The organism is Nostoc sp., assembly GCF_036917755.1.
Taxonomy (GTDB): Bacteria; Cyanobacteriota; Cyanobacteriia; order Cyanobacteriales; family Nostocaceae; genus Nostoc.
This window is the reverse complement of the sequence record NZ_JBALFC010000089.1, coordinates 1-26,660: the sequence shown is the minus strand read 5'-3', so window position 1 is coordinate 26,660 and position 26,660 is coordinate 1. Positions and strand designations below refer to the sequence as shown.

Sequence of the window (26,660 nt, the reverse complement as noted above, 5' to 3'; positions counted from 1 at the left end):
CTTATTTATTCAAAGCGAAAGCGTTCCATGAAACTGCGGTCAATCCAATTTTTGTAACGCCACAAGAGTTTGTGAGGTGGTAAAGTGATGATACCTCGTGTTGCAATAGCTCGTCCGTCTCCTGTACCAATTAAACTCAAATATTGTTTCTGTGGTCTATAAGGTTTGAGCGACTTACCTAATAAAATTCGCTGCAAATTCTCAAATAAAGGTTTACCTTGTCTGACAGCAAACACCCCAGCTTTCGGACGCGGATAATTTACCATTGTGGCAATATCACCAGCAGCAAATACCTGCGGGTGCGTTTGAGATTGCAACGTGTCCTCTACCAAAATAAAGCCTTGCTCATCAGTTCCTAATCCAGCGATTTTTAACCATTCGGGTGCTGAAGCTTGTGTTACCCAAAAAATTTTATTACACTCTACTGTCAAACCAGATTCACATTTAATTTCAAATATTTCTTTAGTTTCCCTGTGTGTTATAGGTGCGAGATTACACACAGTTTCCCCAAGATGAAGTTTAATACCTCGCTCAGTTAAAATTTGCTGGATTTGATGCCGCACTGATGAATGGTAATTGGGCATCAGTTCTTGTCCACGCTGAAATAAATGAATTTCTAGATTTTCAATTGATTGTTGAGTTTGATGCAAAATCCGATGTAAATGAGATTGCATCGATAGCGCCAATTCTACACCGCCAGCACCACCGCCTGCGATCGCAATCCTAATTAATTCTTGAGGATTTTTACCTACAGCTTCAATTAGTTCATCCCAATGTTCCAATAGCTGCGATACTGGTTTAGCTGCGATCGCATATTCTGCCGCACCTGATACAGACAGTGTGGCCGGAGTGCTGCCAATATCAATAGACAGCAAATCAAAATCTACCACAAGTCCGTTAGCACAAAGAATTTTGTTGTTTTTCAAGTCTAGGGCAACTACTCTGTCAATATATAACTGTGCTTGAGCAAAATTCGCTAAAGGTCGCAAGTCAATATGACATTCATCGTGGCTGTAAAATCCGGCAATATGTCCTGGTAACATTCCAGAGTAGGCTGTCTTTTTGGCTGCGGTAATCAACGTCAAACGGACTCCAGCTAAAGGCTTTATCCCAAACATTCTCAGGACAATCGCATGGCTATGACCGCCACCAATCAGCACTAGGTCTTTAACTTTCGGCTGTAAGTTTTGCTGCATTGAAGTACTTAATAGCAATTCTATTTGAGTTGTGATATTTTTGATGTTCGCGTAGCGGCGACCATAGGATAAGACTGTCCCCGAAGTTTTTTAATTTTGAATTGTTATTGATGCTTTTTATGCTATGAAAAATATTTCACCGACAAACAACAGTCAATTATCAAAAATATGTCTTAGGATATATGCTTTCCAGGAAAAATTTCATCAAATTCAGCATCAGTCGCCAAAACAACGTTTAAGAATAGCAATTGAACAACTAGGGAATAAGACAATAGAAACCAGTCTAGCTGTAATTAATGATTTAGAGCAAATTACTCAAAATCATCCACATTACCACTGGATAATCATGGACATTCTGACTACTTTTGTCCGAAAAAATGCTCTTTATATGCCCCAAGAGGAATTAACGAGCAACCTCAGACCAAAAGTTCGTGCAGATGTTCAAGCAGCCCTTACCGTTATCGCTAGAAGAGATGTAAACAAAGACCCAGAAAATGAGCAGCTTGATTTGAGTCACACGGACATCAGGGGGGCAAACCTAAATAGGGCGAACCTAGAACAGACAAATCTCTATCAAGCTAATCTTGCTGGCGCTAACCTCAGAGAAGCTAATCTGTCTGGGGCGATTCTCAGTGCAGCCAACCTAGAAGGAGCTAACTTATATCTAGCCAATCTAGAAGGGACAATCCTTAGTGCAGCCAACTTAAAAGGAGCTAACCTCTCTGGAGCTAACCTGCATCGTGCAAGTTTATATCTAGCTGGGTTGCATGGGGCAATTCTGAATGATGCCAGACTCGATGGAGCAAATCTCAGGGAAGCCAAATTCTCTGAGTAAAACACTAGTACCGCAAGGCGGAATTCACTCATTCAAAATTCAAACAGGTATACAGTGTAAGGCTTTCATGGTTACGTAGCTCTGCCGTTGGCGCAGCCTCTCCAAGAGTTGTATTCTTTTGGGATGGGTGATTTATTTTTGTCGTAACGTACAAGTATATTCGATGTCATTCCCTAGTTCAACGAGTGTCTTGCCACCTATTATAATTTTCTGTTAAATGCTATACTATTTTTCCAAAACATCTAAGTAATAATTCTAGGTTGTAAGGAAAATTTTTACCATGTCTTCTAAAAAGACAGACCCTCTCTTGAATTGGTTGATAACTATAACAGTTTTATTTGGCTTCTCATTGACTGTAATTTTCTTTGCATTGTCTAATATTAAGCAATTGTCAATCCAGGAAAAAATCCAGTATAGAAACCAAGCATTAACAACTACTGCAATAGTTTTTCTCGCATCGGCAGCAATGTTTAATACCTATTATGCAGCAAAGCGTGCCCAAGCGATGCAGAAAAATGCGATCGCAGCTGAGAAAAACCTGGAAATTGGCATTCAAAATACAAAAGTCAATCAAGACAGATTGATTGCAGAGCGCTTTATGGGGGCAATTGGCCAGCTTGGTCATGAAAAGGTTGAAACTCGGACAGGCGCAATTTATGCATTAGAAAGAGTTGCTCAGGATTTTCCCCAAGAACACTGGACAATCATGGAAATTCTCACTGCCTTTGTGCGAGAGAATGCACCTATCCAGCACGTAAAAGCAGACCAGCAAAAGGCGGAATACTCAACAGCAGTTTACTCAAGTAGGCGTAGAGGTGGGTCGCGTCCGACACAGCAGTTGGAGCAAAACCTCCATGAAGAATTGCCAAAAATACGCACTGATATTCAAGCAGCTCTAACTGTCATCGGCAGGCGTAATTTACTCGAAGACCCAAAAGAGCAAAAACTTGATTTACGTAATACCGACATTAGAGGGGCAGACCTGCTCAAAGCTAACCTGCAACAAGCCGACTTACGTGGGGCTGACCTGAGTGGGGCTGACTTGCGTGAAGCTGACTTGAGTGAGGCTAACCTCAACGGCGCTAAACTCGTTAAGTCTATTCTCTATGAAACCAAATTACAAAAAGCTAGCTTATGTGGAGCTAACCTCTGTTGGGCTAATCTCAACCGCGCCAACCTTTGTGCGGCTAACATGCGTTCAGCCAACCTCTCTGGAGCAAGTCTGCGTGTAGCTAATCTCCAAGGAGCAAACCTCTATAAAGCTAACTTGCAACAAGCGACCTTGAAAGTCGCCAACCTCTCTGGGGCAAAGCTGTTTTTAGCTAACTTGCAAGGAGCAAAACTGGGTAAAGCCAATCTGCACATGACGGGTTTGATTGGTGCCAACCTCTCAGGGGCTAATTTAAATGGTGCCAACCTTTCTGGGGCTAACTTGAATGCAGCCAAACTCCAGCAAACAGAAGTCTATTTTGCCAACCTCTCAGAAGCCAGTTTAACGGAAGCTGACTTGTATCAAGCTAACCTGATTGGAGCAAACCTACATAAGGCAACCTTTTATCAAGCTAACCTGACTCAGGCTAACCTCATGGGAGCTAACTTTTCAGAAGCTAACCTCAGTGATGTCAAACTGGAAGGGACAATTTTGACAGGAGCGAAAAACTTAGAGTTGCAGCAGATTAGAGAGGCAATTGGCGATCGCACCACTCGTCTACCTGATTATATCGAAGCACCGACACATTGGCGGCAGTCTGGTTAAGTTATCTCAGCATCATTAGTTATTTGGGCGCATTCTACCAGTTTCACTTAATGCTATAGTTTTTACCAAAAGTCTCCGTAATAATTCTGGAGATGAGGAAGATGAAAGCTATGTCTGATAACAACACAGACACACCCAGAAATTCGTTTATAGTTCTAATTTTCTTTAGTGGATTATTTATTATTTCATTAGTTATAGTCGCTTACGTTGTCTGGTTTATACCTCGAATAGATGAACAACTAAAAAATGAAACTGAAGCGCTAAAAACTACTGCGACAATTTTCGGCGGAATTGCAGTGTTTATCAATGCTTACTTTGCTGCGAAGCGTTGGGAAGCTATGGATAAAAGTGCTGAGGCTGCAAATAAGAGTGCTGAAGCTGCTTTAATAAATGCAGAAGCTGCACAAGACAAGCAAATCACAGAACGCTTTGCAAAAGCTATTGAACTGCTTGGCAATGAAAAGATTGAAACGCGATTAGGTGCGATTTATATTCTAGAACGAATTGCTAAAGATTCTACTCAAGATCACTGGACAATCATGGAAGTCCTTACGGCTTTTGTACGAGAGAATGCACCTTTGAAAAAAGAGGAGGAGCAGGAATCACCAAAAATTCGCACAGATATTCAAGCAGCCCTTACCGTTATCGGACGTCGTAATACCGAGAATGAGCAGGAAAAACAAAGGCTGGATTTAAGTAATATCGATATCAGTGGGGTAGACCTCATTAAAGCAAACTTGGAAAGAGCAGACTTCATTTCAAGCAATTTGGAAGGAGCATTGCTCATGCAAGCTAGATTGCAAAATGCAGAATTCTACAACGCTAACCTGCGGTCAGTAGTCCTTTCCGAAGCCAACCTGCAAAAAGCATACCTTTCTGGAACCAAGCTCCAACAAGCAAACCTTTATAAAGCAAACCTACAAGGGTCATTTCTTCCAGGAGCAAACCTGCACCTGGCAAACCTTGTTGAAGCCAATTTACAAGGGGCAAATCTTTCTGGGGCCAAAAACCTAGAACAATACCAGATTGAAAGGGCAATTGCCGATCGCACCACTTGCCTACCTGATTATATCGAAGCACCGACACATTGGCAGCAATCAGGTTAAATTAAGCATCAATGAGTTATTTGGGCGCATTTTACCGTTTTTACGCTATTGGGACTTACGCAAAACATCTCTCAAACTCTGATTTCTCTGTGTCCTCTGCGCCTCTGCGGTTCGTTATTCCGTAACTCGTGCGTAAGTCTTAGCTATATATGATCACAACACACAGAAGCAATAAGACTGTAAAGATGTAACTAATATGAAGTGATCTGCAAAAAGCTCAACTCTTTTTTGATACTATATAAGATTATACTTTTTAAATATTGATTGACCTATGAGCAAAGGTACCCTGTTTGATAAAGTTTGGGACTTACACACCGTTGGTACACTTCCCTCTGGGCTGACGCAACTATTTATCGGGCTTCACCTAATTCATGAAGTCACCAGTCCCCAGGCTTTTGCGATGTTACGCGAGAGGGGTCTAAAAGTACTTTTTCCAGAGCGTACCGTTGCTACAGTCGATCATATTGTACCCACAGAAAACCAGGCGCGTCCCTTTGCCGATAGCTTGGCAGAAGAGATGATCCAGGCGCTCGAAAATAACTGTCAAGAAAATGACATAACTTTTTACAATATTGGTTCTGGTAGTCAGGGTATAGTTCATGTCATCGCTCCAGAACTTGGGCTGACCCAGCCAGGAATGACGATCGCTTGTGGAGATAGCCACACTTCGAGTCATGGGGCATTTGGTGCGATCGCATTTGGTATTGGTACTAGCCAAGTCCGCGATGTTCTCGCTTCCCAAACTCTCGCCCTTTCCAAACTAAAAGTCCGCAAAATTGAAGTTAACGGCACTCTCAACCCTGGAGTTTACGCCAAAGATGTAATTTTACATATCATCCGCACACTTGGCGTTAAAGGCGGTGTGGGCTATGCTTACGAATTTGCAGGTACCACATTTGCACAAATGAATATGGAAGAGAGGATGACTGTCTGCAATATGGCGATCGAAGGCGGTGCCAGATGCGGCTACGTCAATCCCGATCAAGTCACCTACGATTATCTCAAAGGCAGAGATTTTGCACCCATTGGTGCAGATTGGGATCAAGCAGTGGCTTGGTGGGAATCCATCAAGAGCGATGCTGATGCCCAGTACGATGATGTAGTGGTATTTGATGCTGCTGAAATTTCTCCTACCGTCACCTGGGGAATTACTCCCGGTCAAGGTATCGGTGTTAACCAGTCAGTGCCTCAGCCGGAAGAACTGCTGGAAGAAGACCGATTTATTGCCGAAGAAGCTTACCGCTACATGGATTTATATCCTGGTCAACCCATCAAGGGTACCAAAATAGATGTCTGCTTTATTGGTAGTTGCACTAACGGTAGAATTAGTGATTTACGGGAAGCTGCGAAAATCGCCAAAGGTCGCCACGTTGCAGAGGGAATCAAAGCCTTTGTTGTCCCTGGTTCTGAAAGGGTAAAGCAAGAGGCGGAAGCTGAAGGACTGGATAAAATCTTTCAGGAAGCCGGATTTGAGTGGCGTGAACCAGGATGTTCCATGTGCTTGGCCATGAACCCCGATAAGCTACAAGGAAGACAAATCAGTGCCTCCTCCTCTAACCGCAACTTTAAAGGAAGACAGGGTTCATCCTCCGGTCGGACATTGCTGATGAGTCCGGCGATGGTCGCCACTGCTGCAATTAAAGGCGAAGTCTCCGATGTGCGCGAATTGCTGTAACCCCACCTAATGGCAGACAGAAATCTCTTAAACTTTCCTTTCTTCCTTCCTTTCTTTCCTTTGCGTCCTTTGCGGTTCGTTTTCTATAAAAATTATGGTGAGTGAAGTTAAAACAGTTTCAGGGCATGGTATACCCTTAGTGGGTAATGATATAGATACCGATCGCATCATTCCCGCGCGATATTTGAAAGCCATTACCTTTGATGGCTTAGGTGAAGGCGCGTTTATTGATGACCGGACAGCACTTAAAGGTGAACATCCCTTTGACCAACCCCAGTACCAAGGGGCGAAGATTTTAATAGTCAATAGAAATTTTGGCTGTGGCTCATCACGAGAACATGCACCCCAAGCGATCGCTAAACGGGGAATCCAAGCTTTAATTGGTGAAAGCTTTGCAGAAATCTTTTTCGGTAACTGTGTAGCAATGGGCATACCTTGTCTGACAGCCGATGCTGTTACTGTTAAACAACTGCAAGAGTTAGTGGCTGCCAATCCCCAAGCCGCCGTGACAGTGAATTTGGAAACCTTACAAGTGCAAATTGGTGATTACACAGCCCCAGTTGCGATCGATCAAGGCACCAGAAGCACATTTATATCTGGGACTTGGGACGCTTGCGGTCAGTTGGTGGCGAATGCTAACCAAGTTCGGGCAACGGCTGCAAAATTACCCTACGTGAGTTGGGGTAATTTTGCCGCAAGTTAGCATTCTCTCGTTCCCTGGCTCTGCCGGGGAATGCTCTTTTATGAAAGAAAGCAATAAAAGAAGTTTTCAGTTTGCAAATATGCGCCCCAAGAAAGTTACTATTTCAGACCAAGCAGAGGCGGTAGCACTAGAATCATAACGATAACCGTCGTCGCGCATGAAAGTGTGTTCTGCTTCATATAAGAAAACTTTGTGAGGTATGTTAGCATTTTCAATTGCTCTAATTATGGTTTGGCGATCGCTATCTGGGATATGAGGATCAAGAGTACCAAATACCATTAGCATCTCGCCTTTGATTTCATTTACCCGCTCGATTGTATCGGCAACCTCTTTACCCAGTTTGCCACTGGGAATACCAGTCGGATAACAGCAAACGCAAGCCCGAATTTCGCTTTTAAATGCGGCGCGGAAAGCTAAATGTCCACCAATACAAAAGCCGAGAGTGCCTATTTTATTTGGAGAAACCGCACTCTCTGTTTTCAGAAATTCCATCACAGCCAGGCAATCGGCATCATAATCAGCTACCGAGGTTCGACGAGCATCGTCATTACCCCGCATCCGTCCCAGATCGTCAGGCTCAATCACTAAACCAACTGGCTCAATTCGGTGAAAAATTTCTGGTGCTGCTACTACATAGCCATATCCTGCTAAGTAGTTAGCTAGACGAATTATTGGATCACCTAACTGATAAATATCACTGTAGAAGACAATACCAGGGTATTTTCCGGCTGCTTTGGGAGCCGCTACATAAACACGCATTAAGCTGTCATCTACTCTTAATTCAATATTGCGCTTAGTGATTTGCACTTTTTTGTCTCCGTGTATTGCCGAAGGCATTCATCCGCATCTACACAATACCCGAAGTTTCTCTAGCATCCGGTTACTTTTAACCCACAATTTGGCGTTCTTCTGCCAATGAAAGTTTGTTGTGATCGCCTTAATACACCCGTTATCTTAGCGACAGTAGGCTATCCCTCTTTGTTTATTAGCGTTACAAAGGTTAGCAGGGGAAGCGGAATGAAAATGCGATCGCATTTTCACAAATTTTTTACGAACCGCAGAGGACACAGAGAGGTTAAGAGTGCGATCGCATTTCTAAAGTAGTGAAGTGGTTAGTTTTTGTGTAATATGTCACAATAATAATTTTAGTTATCGTTATCAGGCAAAATGACAGAAGTTTTTGTAATTCCAGAATGCCCATTTTCATTAAAAAGTTTTGACCTTCTTGCACAATTAAAGAAAAATTCAAGTAAAAAAGATTTTTATTTAAAATACAAAGAAGATTTTCAAAACTATATTGAGTGGCCTATTCAGAAATTACTAGAGTTTGTTCTTGCTCAATTAAAGGGTGAAATAATCAAACAACTTGATACAAAAGTTGATTTATCTAGTAGCTTATATCATCCTTACTTTGAATATAATTTATCTTCAAAAAACCTGGAAAAGAAATTTAATAATGCTCGTTTTTTTATACGAATTGTACAAGATTGGTTTTGGTTTGGGCTATATATTTCTGAGACAAGCACCGAAAGACAAAGATTTATTAAAAATGTTCAAAATAACATAAATATTAAAGAAATTCTGCTACAGCATACGAAGATATCTAATAATTGTTCTCTCTTTTCTGAGTCTAGCCAGGAGATTACTAAAATTAATCGTTTAGCTGATTGGTTAAAAATTGTATCTAGGCAAAAAAGCGCTACTAAGTGTATTCAAATAAGTAGACATATTAGAAAAGAGGAAGTATTAAATTTTGATTATCAACAACTAACTAATGAGATAAAACAGTTAATTGAAGGGATTTACCTCCTACTTCTAAACTGAGTTTTCTTAGCCGCGAAGGCGAGATTATAGAGGCTCCAGGTGAGTGGCAACCTGCTTGGCTGGAAGTTCATGTACCTCAAGAAAAATTACAACAAATACGGCTTTGGCTTCAAGATAAAAAACTCCCACTCTTGGTAATGGATTTGAGTGGAAAGTTTCGAGTACTAGCTGAGTGGCCTCGCTCAAACCCTGGCTACTACCGACTGCGACTTGAGTATCAAAATGAGATTGAGGAACAGACAATTGCGGTTTGGCCTCAGAAAATTAGTCGTGAAGCTTTTGCTCAGATGCTAGAGGATCTCGATTCTCGTCTGCCAACCTCAGTAGCGATAAGCTTACAGCGTACCGGGGCTTTAGCTGGTCTGAAATTACCACAACTAGGCGAAACTACTTTAGCTCAGGAATTAGTTCGCTTACGTCGGGCTATTAATGGCACAGGCAAAAGACCAGGACTGAGTGAGATTTTGAGTCAACTTGCTCGCAATCCTCATCAAATCCTTAAAACTAATGAAATTTGGGTTCGGCAAGATCAAGTTCGCAGACCTCCTCTTGGTGGGTTAGTTCAAGCTTTTTTTCGAGGGCATAACTTGGATGTGAGTGGAAAACCGATTCGCGTACCGGATATCCGAGTTGAGCATACTGTTGATGTTTACGAGAACCAGTTGGTTAGGTTATTTTTCGAGCTTGTCAATCAGAGACTTAGACGAATTCGGCAAGCTGTTGAAGCTGACCGTAAAGGTAAGCCTTTGGAAGAGATTAAGTCTCTATTTTACCAATTAAAAAAGGCTCGTCAACAAGCAGCTTTTCTGGATGAGGTCAGCCAGCCTAAATATTTGCCCAATCAAATTACGATGGTTTTGTTAAACCGTCCACTTTACCATGCTGCTTTGGAAGGCTATCTGGAATTTATCAGAAGTCCTGCTGTGCGTTTGGATGATTCAGACCTTGATGCACCTTTGGAGAATCTCTACAAACTTTACCAAATTTGGGGAACTTTGTGGATAATTGCAACGCTACTGGAAGTAGCCATACACAAAGGATACCAAGTTGAAACCCAGTGTTTAGTTGCTAGGGATAAAACGGGAGTCTACGTCAGAATTTTACCCAATGGACAACCAGCATTAGTTTTAATTCACCCGCACACAAGACAAAAATTAAGTTAATTCCTGAACGAAGCTATGGCAAAGATGGAGAACTGCAAAGCGCCAGCGTTACATTAATTCCTGATGTAGCAGTAGAGATCAAACTAGCTAATGGCTCTCAACAAGTTTATTTATTTGATCCCAAGTACAAACTTGAGAGTGAGCCACTGGAAAACACCAGCAACGAAGGAAAACCTAAAACTGCTGATATTCAGAAGATGCACACTTACCATGACGCTATCCAAAACAGAGAAGGTAGGCAAGTAGTTAATTATGCTGCGATTATTTACCCTGGCTCCTATGTATCTCATTCCAACGCTGAAATTGAGGCTCTTCCAGCTTATCCTGGGGCTGAAAGTATCCTACAGGAGCATCTGCATCGCGTGCTAAATAAAGCCCTCGAAGTTTCCTGACAATGAACCATCTGGACTTCTGATGTCCGACTTGAGGAACCCGGCAAATGGCATTCATGGCATAAATCAGATTATCTACAAAATACCCGAAGTTTTTCTACTATCCGGTTACTTTCAACCCACAATTTGCCTTTCTTTTACGATCACTGCGATCGCTTAATATCCCCGGTGAAAGTTTGTTATATTCGCCTCAATACACCCGTTACCTTAGCGACGGTAAACTAGTTAAAACTCACATCGATAATTAGTAAAGGGGATAGATGACATTCGCTTGCTGCGAAGCACCCATCCCCGAATAGCTGCCCAGAATGATGAACCGGTATCTAATTATCCAAGTATCGACCGAGATATATCGATTGTCACTGGGATAGATACTGATTTTCAAGATATCTACGAAAAGATAGTTAGACAATTACTCTTATTCATCCCTTTTTTCCATACCCCATTGCCAACAACGCCGTCCCATAAGCAGCTTCCGTATACACTGACGCGACTACAGGAACCTGCAAATGACGCGCCCTAATTGCAGTCCAAGTGTCATTCGCCGCGCCACCGCCAGCAGTATAAACACGAGTCAACTTGTCTGCGCCCATTTGCTGTAATAATTCATACCCTCGCGCTTCTATGCGGGCAATACTTTCTAACAACCCATGCAGAAATTCCCCTGGATGATCTGGGCGTGGTTCTAAACGTGGGGGTAAATTGGGATCATTAATCGGAAAGCGATCGCCTACCTTCAACAACGGATAATAATCTAACTCGCTGGCAATTGATCCATCAATCTCACGGCTAAGGCTTTCTAACTCAGCATTTGTGAAAAATTGCTTAAGTACTGCACCCCCAGTATTAGAAGCACCACCAGTCAGCCACAAATCACCCAACCGATGGCTGTAAATCCCATATCTGGCATCCTCTACACGGGTACGACTTAACAACTTTAGTACCAACGTTGAACCAAGGGAAGTCACGGCTTCACCAGGTAATTTTGCTCCACTGGCGAGAAAAGCAGCAATACTATCAGTTGTACCAGCACATAAGAGACAATCGCGGCGGAAACCGAACTTATCCGCAATTTCAGGGCGCAATTGGGCAATGGGAGTCCCAGGTGGTAAAACTTTGGGTAGCTGAATCGGTATTTGCAAATTTTCTAACCATTCTGGGTATTTCAACTCTTCCACGTCATAACCCAGCTTTAAAGCATTATGGTAATCGCTAATACCCAACTGACCATGTAGGAGAAACGCCAGCCAATCTGCTTGATGCAGGAAATATCTAGCTTCATTAAAAGTAGGTAATTGTCTCATCCACAAAAGTTTAGCTAGGCTGGAGGTGGTACTCAACACGGTATGATTAGGTGGTGCGATACTTCTCAAATGCTCTAGCATCAATGATCCCCGCGCATCGTTGTACAGCAATGGTGCATCTGTTGGATTGCCAGCAGCATCGACCAGCAAGACTGTGGAAGAAGTACCATTAATTGCGATCGCTTTAATTTCTCGCCGCAATTCTTCAGGTATTTGTTCCACCAGCACAAACAAAGCCTCCTGCCAAATTTTGGGCATCACAGGGGCTGGTGAGTCCTGAAAGGGATATCGCACCTCAGCCCGGATAGAAGATGTTTCCTCGTCAATCACCACGCCGCGTGCGCCAGATGTGCCGAAGTCGATACCCAGATATAAATCCATATTTTTATGAATTTTTATAATAATCACTACTGATTAATAACTGCTTTTGTTGCATCTTGTAACAAGATATTCCCCAATCTTGGCAAAACAAGGAAAAGTAGTAAACGAACTGTTCAAAATCTATTCAGGTTAGGAGGTTTTCAGCCATGCCTATCTTAGATACTCTGTACATCGCTCAGATATCTTCCATCTCAGATACTCAAGTCTACATCGCTCTAGTTGTGGCGCTGATCCCAGGAGTTCTAGCTTGGCGATTAGCCACAGAACTTTACAAATAACGCTACGATGTGACACAGTTAAAAAGCTAATAATCCTGGCAGTACGGGGTGCAATTTCCAGACCTTGTGGCTTTATGTCATAAGTAGTTAGAAAGCTTGCACTTGCGTAAGCCAGGTTATTTTTTAACTAATACAACACTTGTAGCTATTTCAACAAAATGAAGTAATATGACAGCTAAATCAAGCATTCAGGAGTGCTGAGTGCTAAGTTAGTTCCGAGTGCTGAGTGCTGGAAAATCTCACTCAGCAGGGGCTAAACCTTAGCTATCCGCTAACAGCACTCGCAACTCAGCACTCTTGATAGTGCTTCCCTTCACTAAGCGAGGTTAAATTTTAGCATCATGAACGCGATTCAACCGTCCAGACCACCGTTACAACCTATACAAAAACGCCGGGTCATTTCTCGACCAAAGCGGCATCTTCGTCAACGTTCTTACCAGGTGATGGCACTGGAAAGCACAGCCAAAATAGCGGTTAATCTTGTGATTACAGCTGTTGCAGCATCTGCCTTCGCACAACTTTTGTCTTATCAGTGGTTACAGCAAGAAAAGTTGCGAGAAATTAGTACTGATGTCAAGCTGATGGAAGGACATGTCAATGCTTTGCAGACGGAATTTAGCCGTAACTTCGATCCTCAGCAAACTAAAACTATTATGCAACAACAAGGATACCGATTTGATCCCAGCCAGCGTCGGGTGGTGTTGATGAATCAAGACCGCCGAGAAGATGAACAAACAGAATCATCACCCTAAGACAAATAGCAAATTTGGGATTATTTAGGTTTCTTGTGATTTTGGCTACATATAAACCGGGTGTTAATTTATATTATTGCTAATAAATAATGGTTAATAGCTAATTCTTGAATAGCTATGTAGTTATCATCTATTAGTTATTAATGATACAGCGTCGCTTTGCTCCAATTCAAAATGAAGAATCTACCAACTAGGACGCTGATCAGATAGCAACTCGTTTAGCCAATTTTCGAGTTGTAAACGCAAGCGATAACCAGTATTATCCTTACTGTTGTCGAGAGAGGGCAGTTGAGTGAGGGCGCGACGATAATCAGCGATCGCATAATTCCAGTCACCCCAAAGATGGTAAGTCCTGCCGCGTTCAGCCCAGATATGACTTTCTAGTTGACCGAAAAGCAATGCGATCTCAAAATCCTCAATTGCCTCATAATATTGCCCCAAGTCACGCCAGGTAATGCCTCGATTAATCCATGCCCGGATATGGCAAGGATTGAAATCAATCGCTTGATCGTAGTCGGCAAGTGCTGCTGCTAATTCTCCACAAGCAGCGTAGTAATTTGCCCGATTATTATAAGCACTAGCCAAATTAGGATTAAGTTTGAGGGCGGTGTTATAGTCACAAAACGCTTTTCGCACTTCACCACTTTGGAAATAAATCAGCCCTCGATTGTTGTAATCAACGGCATTGTGGGGATGGCGGGAAATTAGTTGGGTTAAGGTGGCGATCGCTTCAGTATAATCTCCTTGTTGAGCCAACCTCAAAGCAAAAGAGCGTAAGTAGCTATCCCCTAAAGTAGATTTACTGCGATCGTTTTTCCGATGTTCTTGGGCTTTACTTATACTATTTAATACATACTTGTCTTGCTTGCTTTGCTGGTCATCGTCAGCTAAAAATGAGTGAATATTCATCTTTCCCTGCCTGAAATACCTGCTTTGTAAAATCGAATTATAGTTTTTTCTCGCTAGTGGTTTTACCACTGCCTCTATTCTTAAGGTATTTAGGGTTACATGAAAGCCATCTTAAGAGAGAACTTCACCTAGTCGCACCAGTAGAAATCTACGCCCTAAACAAACAATTGATCCTCAAACCTAATCATAAATACTTCATCCCCAAGGTGAATTCCAGAAATAGCAGAGTCAATCTCAAAGATTAGTACCGCAAGGCGGAATTCAAAATTCAAAATTCAAAATTCAAACAGGTATACAGCGTAAGCGTTTCATTGATTTGGAATGTGTGGTTTATTTACACCGTGTTGTACTAGTCAAGTAGTGAGAGCGACAAATTGGTAGAATGCCAACAAGCCAGATGAGAAAGGGGACAAGGGAGATGAGGGAGATAAGGGAGATGAGGGAGATGAGGAAAATAACCAATGCCCAATGCCCCATGCCCCATGCCCAATGCCCAATGCCCCAATCTCTAGATTTAATTTTTAACTTTTGAGAAATTTTCCGATGACAACCGCAAGTTCCTATCCCAATGCCCCTGATTTAGCAACCGATGATTACATTGTTATCGGCTTGGCAACCTGCTTCGTCAAAGAAGATGGAGAAGTTTATCAAATCGAAGTTATAGAACCGATTCCCTCTGCGGCTTTGGAAGCGCTTTTAAAGGGCATTCCTACCTCCTATAAGCTGGCTCATGCAACAACTTTGGGAACTCTGCTGGATGGCGATTCACAACTGATGCCAGATGGCTTCCCAGAGTCGGCTCAGTTTGGAGAGGAATTTGTGCCACGGGCATTTGCAGCAGCTCGTACCTACAAGCGTCGTCAATCTGCAAAATCCCTGATTCCCTTAGGTACAAACTACACTGATTTTAAATATTCCATTGAGCGCAAGCGGGTATTAAATGCCGCTAGAGTTGTTACCAAAGAAGACAACGTTAAACAGCATTCTCACACTCACAAAGTTCTTTAAGTAATTATGCTAAAACTTTACGGTAGCCTTCGTAGTCGAGCCTCAATTGTTTACTGGTATTTAGAGGAAATAAAAGTTCCTTACGAATTCGTCAAACTCGATATGCAGGCGGGTGAACACCTCGAGCCTGCATATTTGGCAATTAACCCATTTGGTAAAGTTCCAGCCATTGTTGATGGGGATTTTATACTTTGGGAATCTGGGGCAATTTTGCTATATCTTGCCGATAAGTATAGTAAAAGCCCACTTTCACCAGAGGAACGTGGTGTATTTTCCCAATGGGTGTTGTTTGCCAATGCTACCCTTGCTCCAGGGATTTTGGGAGAGGAGAATCGGGAGCGCGAAATGCCCCGCTTGTTGACTCCGTTAAATGAAATTTTCAGTAGGCAACCTTTTTTACTTGGCAATGAGTTCACTGTTGCTGATGTGGCAGTGGGGTCTATTCTGAATTACATTCCTATGATCCTGAAGGTAGACCTTAGTTCCTACCCAGCCGTGTTGAACTATATGAAGCAGTTATCTGAGCGTCCGGCATTTCAAAAAAGTATTGGCGGAAAAACTTAAAAAAGTCGGAAGTCGGAAGTCGGAAGTCGGAAGTCGTAATTGAATTCTTATAGCGGTTCTCGGCCCTTGTGAGATACAAGAACCCCACCCCCAACCCCCTCCCCGCTCTTCGAGAGGGGGCTATGATGTGCCTCATGTGATTAGTAAACGCTATAACTACGAATTACGAATTTGTTAGCGATAATTTGTAAATTGTAAAGCCACAGGGTAGTCTTCTTGTTTCAGTCGCTGCATGACAACTTGTAAGTCATCTTTAGATTTGGCAGAAACCCGCACAGCATCCCCTTGAATTGAGGCTTGTACCTTTTTGAATTCGTCACGAATCAATTTGGAAATTTGTTTGGCGATTTCCTGACTAATGCCTTTTTTGAGTTTGATTTCTTGACGCACGCGATTACCACTGGCTGATTCAACTTTGCCAAAATCAAAGATTTTCTGGGAGAGATTACGCTTGGCAGCTTTTTCGCGCAGGATGTCGTGTATAGAATTTAAGGTAAACTCGCTGTCGGTGCTGACATTAATGCTTTGTTCGACTAACTCGACAGTAGTTTGAGTGTCTTTGAGGTCATAACGACCTTTGATGTCTCGTATAACTTGATCGACAGCATTAACCAACTCTTGTTGGTCAAAGTCGCTCACAATGTCAAAAGAAAAAGTAGAAGCCATAAAACATTTTGGATTTTAGATTTTGGACTTCGGCTACGCTCAGTCGAACGATTCTAGATTGGGGATTGGGTATTAGTCCCCACTCCCCACTCTCCATTACCCCTTATCCCCAGAGGGGACCCCACCTTCCCCACTCCCCAATTAACTAGTAGCTTGGATGATGCTCAAGAAGATGAGAGTGGCAGAGCTAACGGTGCCAATGCCAAACATGAGAGTTCGCAAAAGGGGTATATTCAAAATATAAAAAATTGAGTATAGCAAACGGGCTACTACAAAGGCGATCGCAGCTACTTGTGCTATAGAAGAATTTACACCAGTTACATATGCCATCAATGCGGCTGCGGCAAATATCATAAACGCTTCAAAGGTGTTCTGATGTGCCCAAGTCGCGCGTTGGGCATAAGGTGGCAATTTATCAAACATAGCGCGAGGAGTAGAAAATGTTTCATACCCCATACGCATACGGGCATAAGCTACCAGCAAAAATGGCACATAAATTAGAATGGCAGCAGCAGCGATCGAGTACAAAAAAATTATCATTACTTATTAGTCATTGGTTATTAGTCATCAGTCATCAGTCAAATACAAAGGACAAATGACAAATGACAAATGACTAATCAAAGTAGAAGAGAGTCACTACTTTTCTTTGTTCTTCCGCATCTTGACAAGTTTGTAACAAAGTCCTACTGTCGTGAAACGCAAAGCAAATCAGTTGCTGGCAACGAGAGACAATTTCCTTGTTGCACAGGTAACTAGCTTCAGCAAGGGACAGATTATCATTATTGGTATTTTCCACTAAATGCATTACCTGTTCTAGTTGCTGGCGTGATTCCAAGGGCTGGCGTTCCAGGCTTTGGGGTAGAATCACCGTTAACAAATTCGGATCAGCCCGGGTTGCTCCCTTGATGGCAGCTGAATTTGTACCTATAGCACCAGAAGTAATGATTCGATTACCCGATAAAACTAGGGCATATGTCATCATTTCAATAAGACTCTGATGCGTAATCGGGACGTGACGAGAACCCAGCAAGGCAATTCTTTTAGAACCCGTTTGCTGTATTGTCGCCAGTTCTTGCGCTAATGTATCGAGGTTAATAAGGTCTGTTGATTGGGTCAAAGATGGAGATAATCCAATTAAACAACCTACATATTTTACCAAACAGCGTGTAGGTGCGAGGCAAACCTGAGTTAGACATTCCTACAATTTTTTGATTGTTTGGATTACTTGGTCACACCAAGCTAGCCAATGTGTTTCATAAGTAATGCCATTCAGCAGAGTCAAATACTGAAATTTTGCTGATTCTGGGAGTTCTTGCGGATTCTGAAAGCATTCTTGTTCTAAATCCTTGTATGTAGATAATTTTTCTAAGTGGGCTTTTTGGTGAAGCTCAAGCTCTGCCAAGATCATTTGGTTAGAAGCAATATGACCAGCAAAAATTTTCACCAGCAAATCATCTTTAATCGGTGTGGGTTCACAAGGTTGAGCAATCCACTCTTTGAGCTGCTGTTCTCCCAAGTCTGTAACGGTGTAGAGCCTTTTATCTGGGCGTCCTGTTTGGACAATCGACTCGGCACTGATCCATCCTTGATCTTCTAGCTTTGACAACTCTCGATAAATCTGCTGGTGACTTGCTGACCAGAAAAAGCCTACAGAGCCATCGAATCGTTTTGCTAAATCATACCCACTACAAGGGGCATCAACCAGAGCAGCTAATATTGCGTGCGCTAATGCCATAATTTTTAATTCACTACTTGACATATGCAACTAATTGCATAAAGATATTATATGCAACTAATTGCATAATAAACTGAAACAACAAGGAGTGAGTAATAGATGCCTCAAGTAATACCAGGAAGATTTACAGCCGAGATTAATGAACCCTTTGTTGTGTTTTTGATTGGGATGCGAATTAATAAATTATTCGCTTTCTCCAAATGGATTCCGACTGCAACGGCGATGTCGCCTATGCTACGAAGCCTTTACCAGAATCCTGAAAAAGGGTTTTTAGGGGGAGAAACTTTTGTTTACTGGCGAGGAGTGGGACTGATTCAGTATTGGCGATCGTTCGAGGATTTGGAGCATTTTGCCAGAAATCCAGCTGATGCACATCTAAAAGCTTGGCAAAGGTTTAATCAAGCCATTGGTGCTGATGGCAGTGTTGGCATTTGGCACGAAACTTATTTAATCGAACCGGGAAAGTATGAGGCGATTTACGGGAATATGCCTGTCTTTGGATTAGCTGCTGCAACTAAGCACGTCCCAGCTATGGGACGAAAGGAAACAGCACGCCGTCGCCTGGGAGGTGACGGCGAACCAGCTGTACCCTCACCAGCAATACAGCCTCCTAACTGTTGAAGAAGAATGCAGAATTCAGAATTCAGAATTCAGAATCAAGACACCCATTGCGCTAAAGCGTCTCCCCTTGGGAGATGACTCACTACCGCTTCTCTACGAGACGCAAGCGCGAACGCTATCAGTGGGGGATTCAGACCCGCACTTCGCGCTGGCTCACCAGTCGTACAGAATACCTTTCCTGTATTCTGACTCCTGAACGCCAGTTGCTCCACCTGGGGAAACCCCTGTTCCCGCACTGGCTCCTCCTGAATTCTGTTTGATAACTGAACATAGATGCTCTTAATTGTTTAGATTGATGAATCTAAGACAATGCGGCTGCGGGAGTTAAATCCAGTTTAGATAACAGGCGGTCAATGTCAAAATGCTCAGACATTAACTGGCGAATGCACTGAACCTTAATTGGCTCGTGGAGGCGGACTTGCCCGAAAGTGCGGTTAACAATTTCTACAGTGGTGAGGGTGTCTAAGTCAACAGATAAAATGGGGATTTCTAGTTCTTCAGCGCGACTGAGAATGAACGGTGGGGGTGGTAGTTGCCCGGTGAGAATTAAACACTGGGTAGAAGTTTCCAAAGCCGCTTGCTGAATTTCCACCCGATCGCCTCCTGTTACTACTGCCATATTCCGACGTTTGCGGAAATATTTCACGGCTGAGTTGACATTCATCGCTCCAATTGCTAAACTCTCGACCAACAAATCTAGGCGATCGTTGCGACAGAGAACATCAGCTTTTAACTGCTTGACTAGTTCGCCAACACTGACGCTGCGGAGCAAATCGCTATTTGGCAACATTGCTAGCACTGGAATCCCCTGCTGTTCCAAAAATGGGCGCAAGAGAATGTCAACGGCTTCTAGTTGGGTGAGTGGGATATCATTGATCACAACTCCAATCAAGCGATCGCCCACACGCCCTTTCGCAGCCAATAGCCCCTCAACCGAAAGCAAGGATTTATAGCGGGTTACTAACAGCACTCCAGCATCTAATACTTCAGCCATTTGCAGCAAAGACAAGTCAAACAAATTGCCTTCGGACAAATCACCAGGCCCCTCCAGTAACACCAAATCTCCTTGGGACTTATGTAAATATTGCTGTATTAGGGACTGCTGATAATCAGTTTTGTCTTCCCCTCGTAAGCGCTTTTGCACATTGAGTTCATCCAAAGCCAGCATTGTAGGTGCAACACGGTTTTCCGGCAATTTGAGGCTAAGAGCGATGAACTGGACATCTTCTTCAATTACGGTTCCACTAGACGAATTCAAACACGTACCGAGGGGTTTACCGTAGGTAATATCCAGTCCTTTTTGCTGTAGCTGATCAGACAAACCCAGAACAGTTGCAGATTTACCGCTGTAAGTCTCGGTTGATCCAATCAGCAAATATTTAGGGGATTTTGGCACACATGCACTCCTAATTTCAAAAGTCAGAAGAACCCAGCTAGGTGTTTCCTAATTCTAGTTCCTTCTGGCAAAAGCCTCTCGCTCTCACAAATTAAGGTTTCCCACAATTACCCTCTAAATAAGCCTACGGTGTACACACAAGTCATCGAATTACCCAAAAATCTTGAAAAACCTCAAAGATTGGTTATGCAAAACCTGTCCCTCTCCAAACTCACGGAGAGGGAAAGATTTACTCTTGGGTAATCTTGGGTGAGGTTTTAATCTGTGGGTTATAGAGTCAATTTGGATCAGGTTTTCCGACTTGTGTGTACACGGGAGCTAAATAAGCAGGGGAGCCTTTTATGGGTAGGTTTTCAGATTAGACCAATTTTTTGGGTTTTAGAATCAAAAAGATTGTCTGTTAAAACTACGTTCAATGCCTTCTAGATTTCTAGCTGTTACAGTTCCCGAAAAAATGGTAGTGTATAATACCGTTTTTGGGAAATGTACAAAAGGTGATTGTGAGAGTTGAGTAATAAGATTCGCTTATAGATAAGCCCCAAAAATCAACCAAAATCAGCCAGATGGTAAACAAACTTCGCAGGCTACCCCATAGTTGCGGTCTACTGTTTGACGTAAAAATTCAAGCATTTGTTTGAGAGTAAATAGATGAGAAAGAACTTGTCTAGAGCTTCTTTTTAAACGGCTAAGATAATGCCATACTAGATAAATCCAAATATTAATAATTAAAAACGCCAAAGCTACAAATAAAAGCCGAATGGTAGGATTTTTAATAGATCTAATTCCAGAGAGTTCAGGTCGGAATATTTTTCTAAATGATAACGAATATCGTTACTTGTGGGAACATTTTTTAATACTTTACTCGTGTTTTCTATGCTATCTCTTTGGGTAGCTGCCCTAATTAAAATTTCAAAAATATTTTGTTGTTCACACTTGCCCTGAGTCTGAATTGGAATGTTTTCGGTTAAACAGTTCACTACTTCGTTCAAGGTTTTACTATCAGTTAGAACTGGCATATTTGCAGTCATAGTCAAACTAAATAATCTTTTAAGTCAAAAATTTTGCTTCTTCACTCCAATACTTTACAAAAATTCCAAGACACAGCACCAGAACATACTTCTGCTGCGAGAGCTACCCTTAACTTTTTGGCTAATATATTAGTTTTACTTATGTTGTATTTACAAATGAGTTTTTCAAAAAGCGTATCAAAAAGTACAGTTTTTTAGGCAACAATAAAGTGTGCAGGTATCCATCACAGAGCGATCGCAGAAATTTTCGGTCTACTGACTTTAATTAAAAGTTCAGCATAATACGTACTGAAGAACCTAAATATTTGAGTTGCTACTTTGCTAATAGTCCTACATACTGACGTAGAAAGCACTCAACCAACCGTACTATACTTGCTAGTTTTCGCTTTCCGGTTGCCAGCCTAGACTGCAAGACAGACTTCGCACCTTTAACGCTACCTGTGTCCGTCTGCCCTACATACTGAGAATGGACAGGTATTGATTATTGGCGATTTACTTTAGAATCTTGACCCGCAAAGAGACTGAAGTTGAACTTCCGGCAAGTTCCGATTCTTTTCCCGACAAACTAACACATCAGTTAACCGTCGTTCAGCATAGAACCGATGAGCTATCCAACCCAAGGGAAGACCAGCCAATAGTCCAACAATTAACCCAATTATCAAGCTAGAAACAAGATTCTTTCTAGTGATAGTATTCTGCCGCTCTACTCTTGCTGACATAATTCCCCTCCAAATGAATAAAATGCCTTTATTACAATTATTGCGTCTCCTTATATCTTGCACCTATCGGGATAAACCACTAATACACAAATAGGAGCGTAAAAAAGTGACACCAAAAGCGAAAAAGTATTTAAGTAGTAAAAGCAATTGATGTAACCATATAAATGTTAAGATTACGTAAATTACCACGGTACAGGCGATCGCCAATTTGAAAAAGTACCTGGATTTGCATTCATGAGCAGAAATATGAGAAAAAAGGGCGTGAAAAGCATATAGAAAAGCAAGAAAAATGGTTTCAATTCTTAGGCGCGGGACAAGGGCTAGTTTACACTCTGCTGTCGTTGATGCCCTCTATATACAGCAGATTGCAGGTAAATGAGGTACAGTCATAGTAGTGCATGAACGGGTAAAATGAAACCTTACTCCATCGAAAAAGCGAGAAAAAATAATAAAGACTTACTCTGAAGCCGCAGGCACTGCAAGCAGCACACCAATAAATCCAAATGGCATCTAATTATGGACTGCCTGAACACTCATCAGTCTGAGTCCCTAGTGAGTTTAGTTGCAGAGAAAGAAGGTTTGAATATTGACCTGGGTATTAAGGGAGAAAGTGGTATCCTTAAATCAATTAAATCCCGCACTACTTTTTTGAGTAACCCAGCACACCGAATTGTCTTTCATTACACACCTAAACATTCTTCATGGCTTAATCAAATTGAGGTTTGGTTCAGTATTTTGGTTCGCAAGTTACTCAGAAGAGCCAGTTTCGTCAGTCAGGATGATTTGAAAAATCGAATTCTCAAGTTTATTGACTACTTTAATCAAACAATGGCTAAACCTTTTAAGTGGACTTATAAGGGCAAAGTGTTGGCTATTTAATGGTCTGCTTATTTCCGCCGTACTGTACTAGACCCCAACTCAACCACGAAAACCACCGATTATTGTTATTCACGGTCTGCACCCCAATTTCTTTATTCTCCCATCTTGCATGTAGAGAAATGAATGTCATTTGGATATAGTGTTGAAGCATTATTTATATAGATTCACAACTCCAACACCAAATTCCTGAAAAATCTATAATCAGTTAAAAGGAAGTAACAGAGCATTCAGGATGATTCCGAATTTTTCTAGAACCAATTACTGCTCAAGAGAAATATTGTCCGAGTAGATATGCCATCTACGTTGGTTTGGAGTTGAGCCAGAAACGTTATTGACTCGTCGCAGCTTATAGCTACCACGAAAACGCTGTGGAGTTCCATTGCTACTAACAGAAGTGACAGTAACGGGAATTTCAATATATAGCGAGCCTGCTGCCCCTTCTAAAGAACTCGGTTTTCCGACTTCTTCAACAATGGATACGATGTTAGCAAAACCCTGCTGAAATTCCTCAAATGATTGCTTACTGGCAGTACCATCTCCATCCCAAGCCAAGTAAGCTTGTTTATAGTCTTGGCGAGCGATGGCATCGTAATAATCATGAATGAGTTGGACTGCTTGTTGTTCTTGGGACTGGTTATTTACAGGATTTTGTGTGCCAGAGCTGGGTGGAGAAGATGGATTAGACCTGTCCGAAAGATTTGCCAGCGTTGGGCGATTGGCAGATGCTAGTTGTGATGTAGCAGAGTTGTTGCAAGCTGTAATAGACATAGCAAGCAATAAAACTCCAATGACTGTATAACGTTGTTTTAACCAGATACAAAAATAAAAGTTGATATTGAACAAAGCTATCTCCTGTGGAATCTGCACTAGTAGCCTGATAAATTCAGCATACTTGAATTTATTGGTTACAGCCATTGACAAATTAAGATTTTATCCCAAACCACACTAATTATTAACAGATTAATACACCCCCAATTAGTCCGGTCAATTACTAAATAAATAACTTCATTTAAGGGAAAATATATCTCTAACCAGCTTTTAATAATTGGGAACCAAATTTCTTCAATATTTATGTAATTTAAAGACAAAAATCTTTGAACTTTCTTTATTCTACTTTCAAAAAATATGGGGATAGGTAAAGCAGTAGCCAGTGCTTCAATGCTAACAGTTTTAATAGATTGTAATAAATTCATCAGGATTTTTAGTAATAAATATTCTGCACGTCCCAATTCTCGCTTGAGGTTTGTTTCGTAGAATTCAGGTAATATTATCATTAAATAGAGCTTGTTGCGAATAAATGCTCTTTTTGTTTTACCACAAATTGCTACACTCGTTGCCCTATATCTATTTCAGGGTATTTTGTCCCCCCTCAAGAATGTTAGGCTGGTTATTTGCTTGGACAGCAGTTTGGGATGAGGCTTTACAGCAGGGCAGTGCCTTTACTTTATCCAGAGTTACTTTAATATTTTTGACTTTAACATTGACTAGTAGTTTTGCTTGGAAAATTTTTGGCGTTATCAGTTGGGCTAAAACTTTAGGTTGGTGTTACATATTAAGCCACGGTGTAACTGGAATTTTACTTTTAACTTTTAGTGGAGGAATAACATTATATGTAGTTTTATTGGTAGTACTAAGTATCGCTTGGGCTGGTGCTTTTAGTTCCGTCGCAGTCAAAAATCAATTACTTCCATTTTTTAGTCAGTTGCACACTGTGCTAATTTTGAGACTTACCTTAATCTTTGGTTTAGGTTTAGGGATGTTAGCCCGTCTGAGCAATCTCTAAAAATTATCTTTAACTTTCGGTTACACTACCCAATAGCCATACAACTTTCTGGCAAAATGCCTCTGATTCGCTGATAAGTTCTTGTATTCTGGGATATCCGTTCTTTGTGGAAAGCCGAATGATTCCTATAGATATGAAACGACTCATCAAAAAAACCTCTAATCCAGTTCGCAAGAAAACAGAAGTAACCCCACCACCGATTGAACCCATTGAGATTCCTGAGAGCCAAAATATTCCTGAACCAGTAATTGAACCAAATCCACCTGTGTACATTGAAGACTACGTTTCCGAATCCGAATACATTTCTGAACACTATCACCCCCTCCGCTCTGTGGGTAACTCTGGGTGGCAACCGTCTGATGTTTGGCGCGAGTTGAGGGTTGATGATTTTTCTCGGTGAGCAGCATCTAAAACTTGTATAATCCTACTATAGGTACATCCCAGCTTCTGTTTGAGAATGCTATCGTCTAGCATGACAGAGTTTAAAGAACAGCCTTTATGGATTCACCTGTAGTACTGATCAATGTCTTCTCTGTTCCTCAAGGTTTAGAAGATGAGTTTCTTCGCAAATGGAATCAGACTGCTCAGTTGATTCCCTCACCATTTAGTAGAACCCTTTGGTGACAATTCTTTACCCCCCATTAACGCAAAAATAATTGATAATTTTTTAACAGTACTGTCTGTTTGCCCCATCTCCTCAATATCCACAATATGAATATCGACCGATTACAGTCACTTAAGCAAAAACTGACGGACGTTGCAGACTTGTCCCATATCTGGTCATTTTATATGGATCATTTTGCGGATCATCCAGAATTTACTGACCTGGGTGAACCTGCCGATAATCAATACCTAGATGCTGTACTCCACAAAACTTGTCAGCAGATGTTTGGCAGTGCAATCAAGATTACTGGCTTTTTCCTGATCTACATTCCAAACTATCGTTTATTTCATGGACCTTTCCAAGTTGAAGGACGTATTGGGGGTGTGATTTATTTCGAGGATATAAAAATTGGGTTACTTGCAGTGTCGGCGGATTATCCCCCTACCGATGCGGTTAAATATTCACGTTTTTCTGAGGTGATTCAACTGTCGGCTCCTAATGGCAACGATGTCTACGACGGGCTACGCCTACGCAATTGAGATTCACTCTTTAATGTACAGTCAAGGGAATACCGTTATGTTTGGGTTTTAAATTGAGAATAAACGGAACAGCTTTCAATACCCAATCAGACACGGGTGTATAATTAGCAGCTTCTTCTCCAAAGCTAATAGAAAGCATATCAGTATGAATAATACCTGGATTGAGGGGTATCGCTGCCATACCATTCGGCAATTCTTGTGCCAAAGAACGAGTTAATAAAGTCGCAAGTCGCAAGTCGCAAGTCGCAAGTGAAGAACTCTCAAACGGTTCAGTTTAAGTCCCCGGCTTCTATCAAGCCGCAAGTTTTGTGGCGGGGTCTAAATCCCCGTTACAAAACTTACTTGCGACTTGCGACTTGTCACTTGCGACTTGAGGTTAATCCTTCTATTGCCCACTTGGAAGCGCAGTATGGTGCAACTTGGGGGTGAAGTAGAACGTCCCCAGCCAGAACTAAAGTTAACAATAATACCCCGTTTCTTTTTCACCATTGCTGGTACGAAATGGCGAATTATATTCGCTACTCCTTTGATATTGATATCTATTAAATCAGAAAATTCTTCGGATGGTATTTCCCACAAAGGTGCTGGATAATTAGTAATTGCCGCATTATTAATTACTATATCTGGCGGTTCATATTTTTGAAGTACGTCTTGGGCCCATTTTTCTACAAGCTGTTCATTTGCCACGTCTACAGATGTGAAATCGTTGGGCGCACTAAACTTTTGGCGTATTTTATCAATAGCATCTGAGAGGGTGTTTGAAAAGTCTGTGAGGTTGTAAAAAAGCTCTCTCGGTATACGCTGTGAATAGATAATAGACAGCACCAAGAGAGCAACATGACTA

The 26,660-nt window shown here is 41.8% G+C and carries 33 protein-coding genes and 2 pseudogenes; 20 read left to right on the top strand and 15 right to left on the bottom strand.

Features of this window, described 5'->3' with window-relative positions:
• Positions 1-5 precede the first annotated feature (5 nt).
• A complete protein-coding gene (locus V7L05_RS18810) occupies positions 6-1,196 on the bottom strand; it encodes an FAD-dependent oxidoreductase (protein WP_335166186.1) in 1,191 nt (396 codons plus the stop codon).
• Between the two features lie 124 nt (positions 1,197-1,320).
• On the opposite strand from V7L05_RS18810, the gene V7L05_RS18805 reads away from it, so the two are divergent.
• The 5 genes from V7L05_RS18805 (at position 1,321) to leuD (ending at position 7,271) form a co-directional block, all read left to right on the top strand.
• On the top strand, positions 1,321-2,031 hold the full coding sequence (locus tag V7L05_RS18805; protein WP_335166184.1) for a pentapeptide repeat-containing protein: 711 nt from the start codon (positions 1,321-1,323) through the stop codon (positions 2,029-2,031).
• A 280-nt stretch (positions 2,032-2,311) separates the two neighbouring features.
• Positions 2,312-3,787 (top strand): pentapeptide repeat-containing protein, encoded by a 1,476-nt coding sequence (locus tag V7L05_RS18800; protein WP_335166182.1) that lies wholly within the window; start codon positions 2,312-2,314, stop codon positions 3,785-3,787.
• A gap of 101 nt (positions 3,788-3,888) precedes the next feature.
• Complete coding sequence (locus V7L05_RS18795) at positions 3,889-4,893, top strand: pentapeptide repeat-containing protein (RefSeq protein ID WP_335166180.1); 1,005 nt, start codon at positions 3,889-3,891, stop codon at positions 4,891-4,893.
• A gap of 271 nt (positions 4,894-5,164) precedes the next feature.
• Positions 5,165-6,568, top strand: coding sequence for a 3-isopropylmalate dehydratase large subunit (gene leuC / locus V7L05_RS18790; RefSeq protein WP_335166179.1), 1,404 nt, complete (start codon positions 5,165-5,167; stop codon positions 6,566-6,568).
• Between the two features lie 94 nt (positions 6,569-6,662).
• Positions 6,663-7,271 (top strand): 3-isopropylmalate dehydratase small subunit, encoded by a 609-nt coding sequence (gene leuD, locus V7L05_RS18785; protein WP_335166177.1) that lies wholly within the window; start codon positions 6,663-6,665, stop codon positions 7,269-7,271.
• A 66-nt stretch (positions 7,272-7,337) separates the two neighbouring features.
• Here the strand turns inward: leuD and V7L05_RS18780 are convergent, their stop codons facing one another.
• The gene (locus V7L05_RS18780) at positions 7,338-8,078 is read right to left on the bottom strand and encodes a dienelactone hydrolase family protein (protein ID WP_335166307.1); all 741 of its coding nucleotides are present in this window, start codon (positions 8,076-8,078) and stop codon (positions 7,338-7,340) included.
• A 360-nt stretch (positions 8,079-8,438) separates the two neighbouring features.
• On the opposite strand from V7L05_RS18780, the gene V7L05_RS18775 reads away from it, so the two are divergent.
• The 4 genes from V7L05_RS18775 to V7L05_RS18760 all read left to right on the top strand — a co-directional run bounded on the left by V7L05_RS18775 (position 8,439) and on the right by V7L05_RS18760 (position 10,810).
• A complete protein-coding gene (locus tag V7L05_RS18775; protein ID WP_335166175.1) occupies positions 8,439-9,095 on the top strand; it encodes a hypothetical protein in 657 nt (218 codons plus the stop codon).
• A gap of 143 nt (positions 9,096-9,238) precedes the next feature.
• Positions 9,239-10,258: a DUF2357 domain-containing protein gene (locus V7L05_RS18770; protein ID WP_335166173.1), complete on the top strand. Its 1,020-nt coding sequence runs from the start codon at positions 9,239-9,241 to the stop codon at positions 10,256-10,258.
• Positions 10,216-10,650 (top strand): nuclease domain-containing protein, encoded by a 435-nt coding sequence (locus tag V7L05_RS18765; RefSeq protein ID WP_335166306.1) that lies wholly within the window; start codon positions 10,216-10,218, stop codon positions 10,648-10,650. The genes V7L05_RS18770 and V7L05_RS18765 overlap by 43 nt, the downstream gene beginning before the upstream one ends.
• Positions 10,651-10,672: 22 nt before the next feature.
• The gene (locus V7L05_RS18760) at positions 10,673-10,810 is read left to right on the top strand and encodes a hypothetical protein (protein ID WP_335166171.1); all 138 of its coding nucleotides are present in this window, start codon (positions 10,673-10,675) and stop codon (positions 10,808-10,810) included.
• Positions 10,811-11,072: 262 nt separating this feature from the next.
• On the opposite strand, the gene V7L05_RS18755 is transcribed toward V7L05_RS18760, so the two are convergent.
• The gene (locus tag V7L05_RS18755; RefSeq protein ID WP_335166169.1) at positions 11,073-12,335 is read right to left on the bottom strand and encodes an FGGY-family carbohydrate kinase; all 1,263 of its coding nucleotides are present in this window, start codon (positions 12,333-12,335) and stop codon (positions 11,073-11,075) included.
• A gap of 188 nt (positions 12,336-12,523) precedes the next feature.
• Between V7L05_RS18755 and psaM the strand changes: the two genes are divergently transcribed.
• A complete protein-coding gene (gene psaM, locus V7L05_RS18750; protein WP_040630342.1) occupies positions 12,524-12,613 on the top strand; it encodes a photosystem I reaction center subunit XII in 90 nt (29 codons plus the stop codon).
• 341 nt (positions 12,614-12,954) lie between these two features.
• Positions 12,955-13,365, top strand: a complete 411-nt coding sequence (locus V7L05_RS18745; RefSeq protein ID WP_334946309.1) for a hypothetical protein — start codon at positions 12,955-12,957, stop codon at positions 13,363-13,365.
• Positions 13,366-13,548: 183 nt separating this feature from the next.
• On the opposite strand, the gene V7L05_RS18740 is transcribed toward V7L05_RS18745, so the two are convergent.
• Entirely contained in the window at positions 13,549-14,274 is a 726-nt protein-coding gene (locus V7L05_RS18740) for a tetratricopeptide repeat protein (RefSeq protein WP_335166167.1), read from the bottom strand.
• Between the two features lie 382 nt (positions 14,275-14,656).
• On the opposite strand from V7L05_RS18740, the gene V7L05_RS18735 reads away from it, so the two are divergent.
• Genes V7L05_RS18735 through V7L05_RS18725 form a run of 3 tightly spaced genes read left to right on the top strand, consistent with a single transcriptional unit; the run spans position 14,657 to position 15,846 of the window.
• Complete coding sequence (locus V7L05_RS18735) at positions 14,657-14,806, top strand: hypothetical protein (RefSeq protein WP_335166166.1); 150 nt, start codon at positions 14,657-14,659, stop codon at positions 14,804-14,806.
• Positions 14,807-14,817: 11 nt separating this feature from the next.
• On the top strand, positions 14,818-15,282 hold the full coding sequence (locus V7L05_RS18730; protein ID WP_335166164.1) for a hypothetical protein: 465 nt from the start codon (positions 14,818-14,820) through the stop codon (positions 15,280-15,282).
• Between the two features lie 6 nt (positions 15,283-15,288).
• The gene (locus tag V7L05_RS18725) at positions 15,289-15,846 is read left to right on the top strand and encodes a glutathione S-transferase family protein (RefSeq protein ID WP_335166163.1); all 558 of its coding nucleotides are present in this window, start codon (positions 15,289-15,291) and stop codon (positions 15,844-15,846) included.
• Between the two features lie 174 nt (positions 15,847-16,020).
• Here the strand turns inward: V7L05_RS18725 and V7L05_RS18720 are convergent, their stop codons facing one another.
• From V7L05_RS18720 to V7L05_RS18705, 4 genes are all read right to left on the bottom strand, one after another.
• Positions 16,021-16,512: a YajQ family cyclic di-GMP-binding protein gene (locus V7L05_RS18720; RefSeq protein ID WP_335166161.1), complete on the bottom strand. Its 492-nt coding sequence runs from the start codon at positions 16,510-16,512 to the stop codon at positions 16,021-16,023.
• Between the two features lie 141 nt (positions 16,513-16,653).
• A complete protein-coding gene (locus V7L05_RS18715) occupies positions 16,654-17,052 on the bottom strand; it encodes an MAPEG family protein (RefSeq protein ID WP_335166159.1) in 399 nt (132 codons plus the stop codon).
• A 73-nt stretch (positions 17,053-17,125) separates the two neighbouring features.
• The gene (locus V7L05_RS18710) at positions 17,126-17,629 is read right to left on the bottom strand and encodes a DNA recombination-mediator protein A (protein WP_335166157.1); all 504 of its coding nucleotides are present in this window, start codon (positions 17,627-17,629) and stop codon (positions 17,126-17,128) included.
• An 81-nt stretch (positions 17,630-17,710) separates the two neighbouring features.
• Positions 17,711-18,247, bottom strand: coding sequence for a PadR family transcriptional regulator (locus V7L05_RS18705; RefSeq protein ID WP_335166156.1), 537 nt, complete (start codon positions 18,245-18,247; stop codon positions 17,711-17,713).
• Positions 18,248-18,346: 99 nt separating this feature from the next.
• On the opposite strand from V7L05_RS18705, the gene V7L05_RS18700 reads away from it, so the two are divergent.
• Complete coding sequence (locus V7L05_RS18700) at positions 18,347-18,868, top strand: DUF4188 domain-containing protein (protein WP_335166154.1); 522 nt, start codon at positions 18,347-18,349, stop codon at positions 18,866-18,868.
• Between the two features lie 301 nt (positions 18,869-19,169).
• Here the strand turns inward: V7L05_RS18700 and V7L05_RS18695 are convergent, their stop codons facing one another.
• From V7L05_RS18695 to V7L05_RS18685, 3 genes are all read right to left on the bottom strand, one after another.
• Positions 19,170-20,264 (bottom strand): phosphotransacetylase family protein, encoded by a 1,095-nt coding sequence (locus V7L05_RS18695; RefSeq protein ID WP_335166152.1) that lies wholly within the window; start codon positions 20,262-20,264, stop codon positions 19,170-19,172.
• Between the two features lie 740 nt (positions 20,265-21,004).
• A complete protein-coding gene (locus V7L05_RS18690) occupies positions 21,005-21,292 on the bottom strand; it encodes a hypothetical protein (RefSeq protein ID WP_335166151.1) in 288 nt (95 codons plus the stop codon).
• A 497-nt stretch (positions 21,293-21,789) separates the two neighbouring features.
• The gene (locus V7L05_RS18685; protein ID WP_099103953.1) at positions 21,790-22,011 is read right to left on the bottom strand and encodes a hypothetical protein; all 222 of its coding nucleotides are present in this window, start codon (positions 22,009-22,011) and stop codon (positions 21,790-21,792) included.
• A 486-nt stretch (positions 22,012-22,497) separates the two neighbouring features.
• Here V7L05_RS18685 and V7L05_RS18680 point away from each other — a divergent pair.
• Positions 22,498-22,890 (top strand): annotated as a pseudogene (locus tag V7L05_RS18680) (transposase); the annotation flags it as partial.
• Between the two features lie 258 nt (positions 22,891-23,148).
• Here the strand turns inward: V7L05_RS18680 and V7L05_RS18675 are convergent.
• On the bottom strand, positions 23,149-23,805 hold the full coding sequence (locus tag V7L05_RS18675) for a hypothetical protein (protein ID WP_335166149.1): 657 nt from the start codon (positions 23,803-23,805) through the stop codon (positions 23,149-23,151).
• 14 nt (positions 23,806-23,819) lie between these two features.
• Positions 23,820-24,158 (bottom strand): annotated as a pseudogene (locus V7L05_RS18670) (IS4 family transposase); the annotation flags it as partial.
• Between the two features lie 107 nt (positions 24,159-24,265).
• Here V7L05_RS18670 and V7L05_RS18665 point away from each other — a divergent pair.
• From V7L05_RS18665 to V7L05_RS18650, 4 genes are all read left to right on the top strand, one after another.
• Complete coding sequence (locus V7L05_RS18665) at positions 24,266-24,673, top strand: hypothetical protein (protein WP_335166147.1); 408 nt, start codon at positions 24,266-24,268, stop codon at positions 24,671-24,673.
• A 118-nt stretch (positions 24,674-24,791) separates the two neighbouring features.
• A complete protein-coding gene (locus V7L05_RS18660; RefSeq protein ID WP_335166145.1) occupies positions 24,792-25,073 on the top strand; it encodes a hypothetical protein in 282 nt (93 codons plus the stop codon).
• 98 nt (positions 25,074-25,171) lie between these two features.
• Positions 25,172-25,297, top strand: coding sequence for a hypothetical protein (locus V7L05_RS18655; RefSeq protein WP_335166143.1), 126 nt, complete (start codon positions 25,172-25,174; stop codon positions 25,295-25,297).
• 87 nt (positions 25,298-25,384) lie between these two features.
• The gene (locus tag V7L05_RS18650) at positions 25,385-25,816 is read left to right on the top strand and encodes a hypothetical protein (RefSeq protein WP_335166142.1); all 432 of its coding nucleotides are present in this window, start codon (positions 25,385-25,387) and stop codon (positions 25,814-25,816) included.
• Positions 25,817-25,826: 10 nt separating this feature from the next.
• On the opposite strand, the gene V7L05_RS18645 is transcribed toward V7L05_RS18650, so the two are convergent.
• A complete protein-coding gene (locus V7L05_RS18645; protein WP_335166140.1) occupies positions 25,827-26,051 on the bottom strand; it encodes a hypothetical protein in 225 nt (74 codons plus the stop codon).
• Between the two features lie 83 nt (positions 26,052-26,134).
• A partial coding sequence (locus tag V7L05_RS18640) for an SDR family oxidoreductase (protein WP_335166138.1) occupies positions 26,135-26,660 on the bottom strand: 526 nt, incomplete at its 5' end.

Coding starts and splice junctions, on each gene's coding strand:
- V7L05_RS18810 (WP_335166186.1), bottom strand. CDS start 1,196: ATGCAGCAAAACTTACAGCCGAAAGTTAAAGACCTAGTGCTGATTGGT.
- V7L05_RS18805 (WP_335166184.1), top strand. CDS start 1,321: ATGAAAAATATTTCACCGACAAACAACAGTCAATTATCAAAAATATGT.
- V7L05_RS18800 (WP_335166182.1), top strand. CDS start 2,312: ATGTCTTCTAAAAAGACAGACCCTCTCTTGAATTGGTTGATAACTATA.
- V7L05_RS18795 (WP_335166180.1), top strand. CDS start 3,889: ATGAAAGCTATGTCTGATAACAACACAGACACACCCAGAAATTCGTTT.
- leuC (WP_335166179.1), top strand. CDS start 5,165: ATGAGCAAAGGTACCCTGTTTGATAAAGTTTGGGACTTACACACCGTT.
- leuD (WP_335166177.1), top strand. CDS start 6,663: ATGGTGAGTGAAGTTAAAACAGTTTCAGGGCATGGTATACCCTTAGTG.
- V7L05_RS18775 (WP_335166175.1), top strand. CDS start 8,439: ATGACAGAAGTTTTTGTAATTCCAGAATGCCCATTTTCATTAAAAAGT.
- V7L05_RS18760 (WP_335166171.1), top strand. CDS start 10,673: ATGTCCGACTTGAGGAACCCGGCAAATGGCATTCATGGCATAAATCAG.
- V7L05_RS18755 (WP_335166169.1), bottom strand. CDS start 12,335: ATGGATTTATATCTGGGTATCGACTTCGGCACATCTGGCGCACGCGGC.
- V7L05_RS18745 (WP_334946309.1), top strand. CDS start 12,955: ATGAACGCGATTCAACCGTCCAGACCACCGTTACAACCTATACAAAAA.
- V7L05_RS18740 (WP_335166167.1), bottom strand. CDS start 14,274: ATGAATATTCACTCATTTTTAGCTGACGATGACCAGCAAAGCAAGCAA.
- V7L05_RS18735 (WP_335166166.1), top strand. CDS start 14,657: ATGCCAACAAGCCAGATGAGAAAGGGGACAAGGGAGATGAGGGAGATA.
- V7L05_RS18730 (WP_335166164.1), top strand. CDS start 14,818: ATGACAACCGCAAGTTCCTATCCCAATGCCCCTGATTTAGCAACCGAT.
- V7L05_RS18725 (WP_335166163.1), top strand. CDS start 15,289: ATGCTAAAACTTTACGGTAGCCTTCGTAGTCGAGCCTCAATTGTTTAC.
- V7L05_RS18720 (WP_335166161.1), bottom strand. CDS start 16,512: ATGGCTTCTACTTTTTCTTTTGACATTGTGAGCGACTTTGACCAACAA.
- V7L05_RS18715 (WP_335166159.1), bottom strand. CDS start 17,052: ATGATAATTTTTTTGTACTCGATCGCTGCTGCTGCCATTCTAATTTAT.
- V7L05_RS18705 (WP_335166156.1), bottom strand. CDS start 18,247: ATGGCATTAGCGCACGCAATATTAGCTGCTCTGGTTGATGCCCCTTGT.
- V7L05_RS18700 (WP_335166154.1), top strand. CDS start 18,347: ATGCCTCAAGTAATACCAGGAAGATTTACAGCCGAGATTAATGAACCC.
- V7L05_RS18690 (WP_335166151.1), bottom strand. CDS start 21,292: ATGACTGCAAATATGCCAGTTCTAACTGATAGTAAAACCTTGAACGAA.
- V7L05_RS18685 (WP_099103953.1), bottom strand. CDS start 22,011: ATGTCAGCAAGAGTAGAGCGGCAGAATACTATCACTAGAAAGAATCTT.
- V7L05_RS18675 (WP_335166149.1), bottom strand. CDS start 23,805: ATGGCTGTAACCAATAAATTCAAGTATGCTGAATTTATCAGGCTACTA.
- V7L05_RS18665 (WP_335166147.1), top strand. CDS start 24,266: ATGTTAGGCTGGTTATTTGCTTGGACAGCAGTTTGGGATGAGGCTTTA.
- V7L05_RS18660 (WP_335166145.1), top strand. CDS start 24,792: ATGATTCCTATAGATATGAAACGACTCATCAAAAAAACCTCTAATCCA.
- V7L05_RS18655 (WP_335166143.1), top strand. CDS start 25,172: ATGGATTCACCTGTAGTACTGATCAATGTCTTCTCTGTTCCTCAAGGT.
- V7L05_RS18650 (WP_335166142.1), top strand. CDS start 25,385: ATGAATATCGACCGATTACAGTCACTTAAGCAAAAACTGACGGACGTT.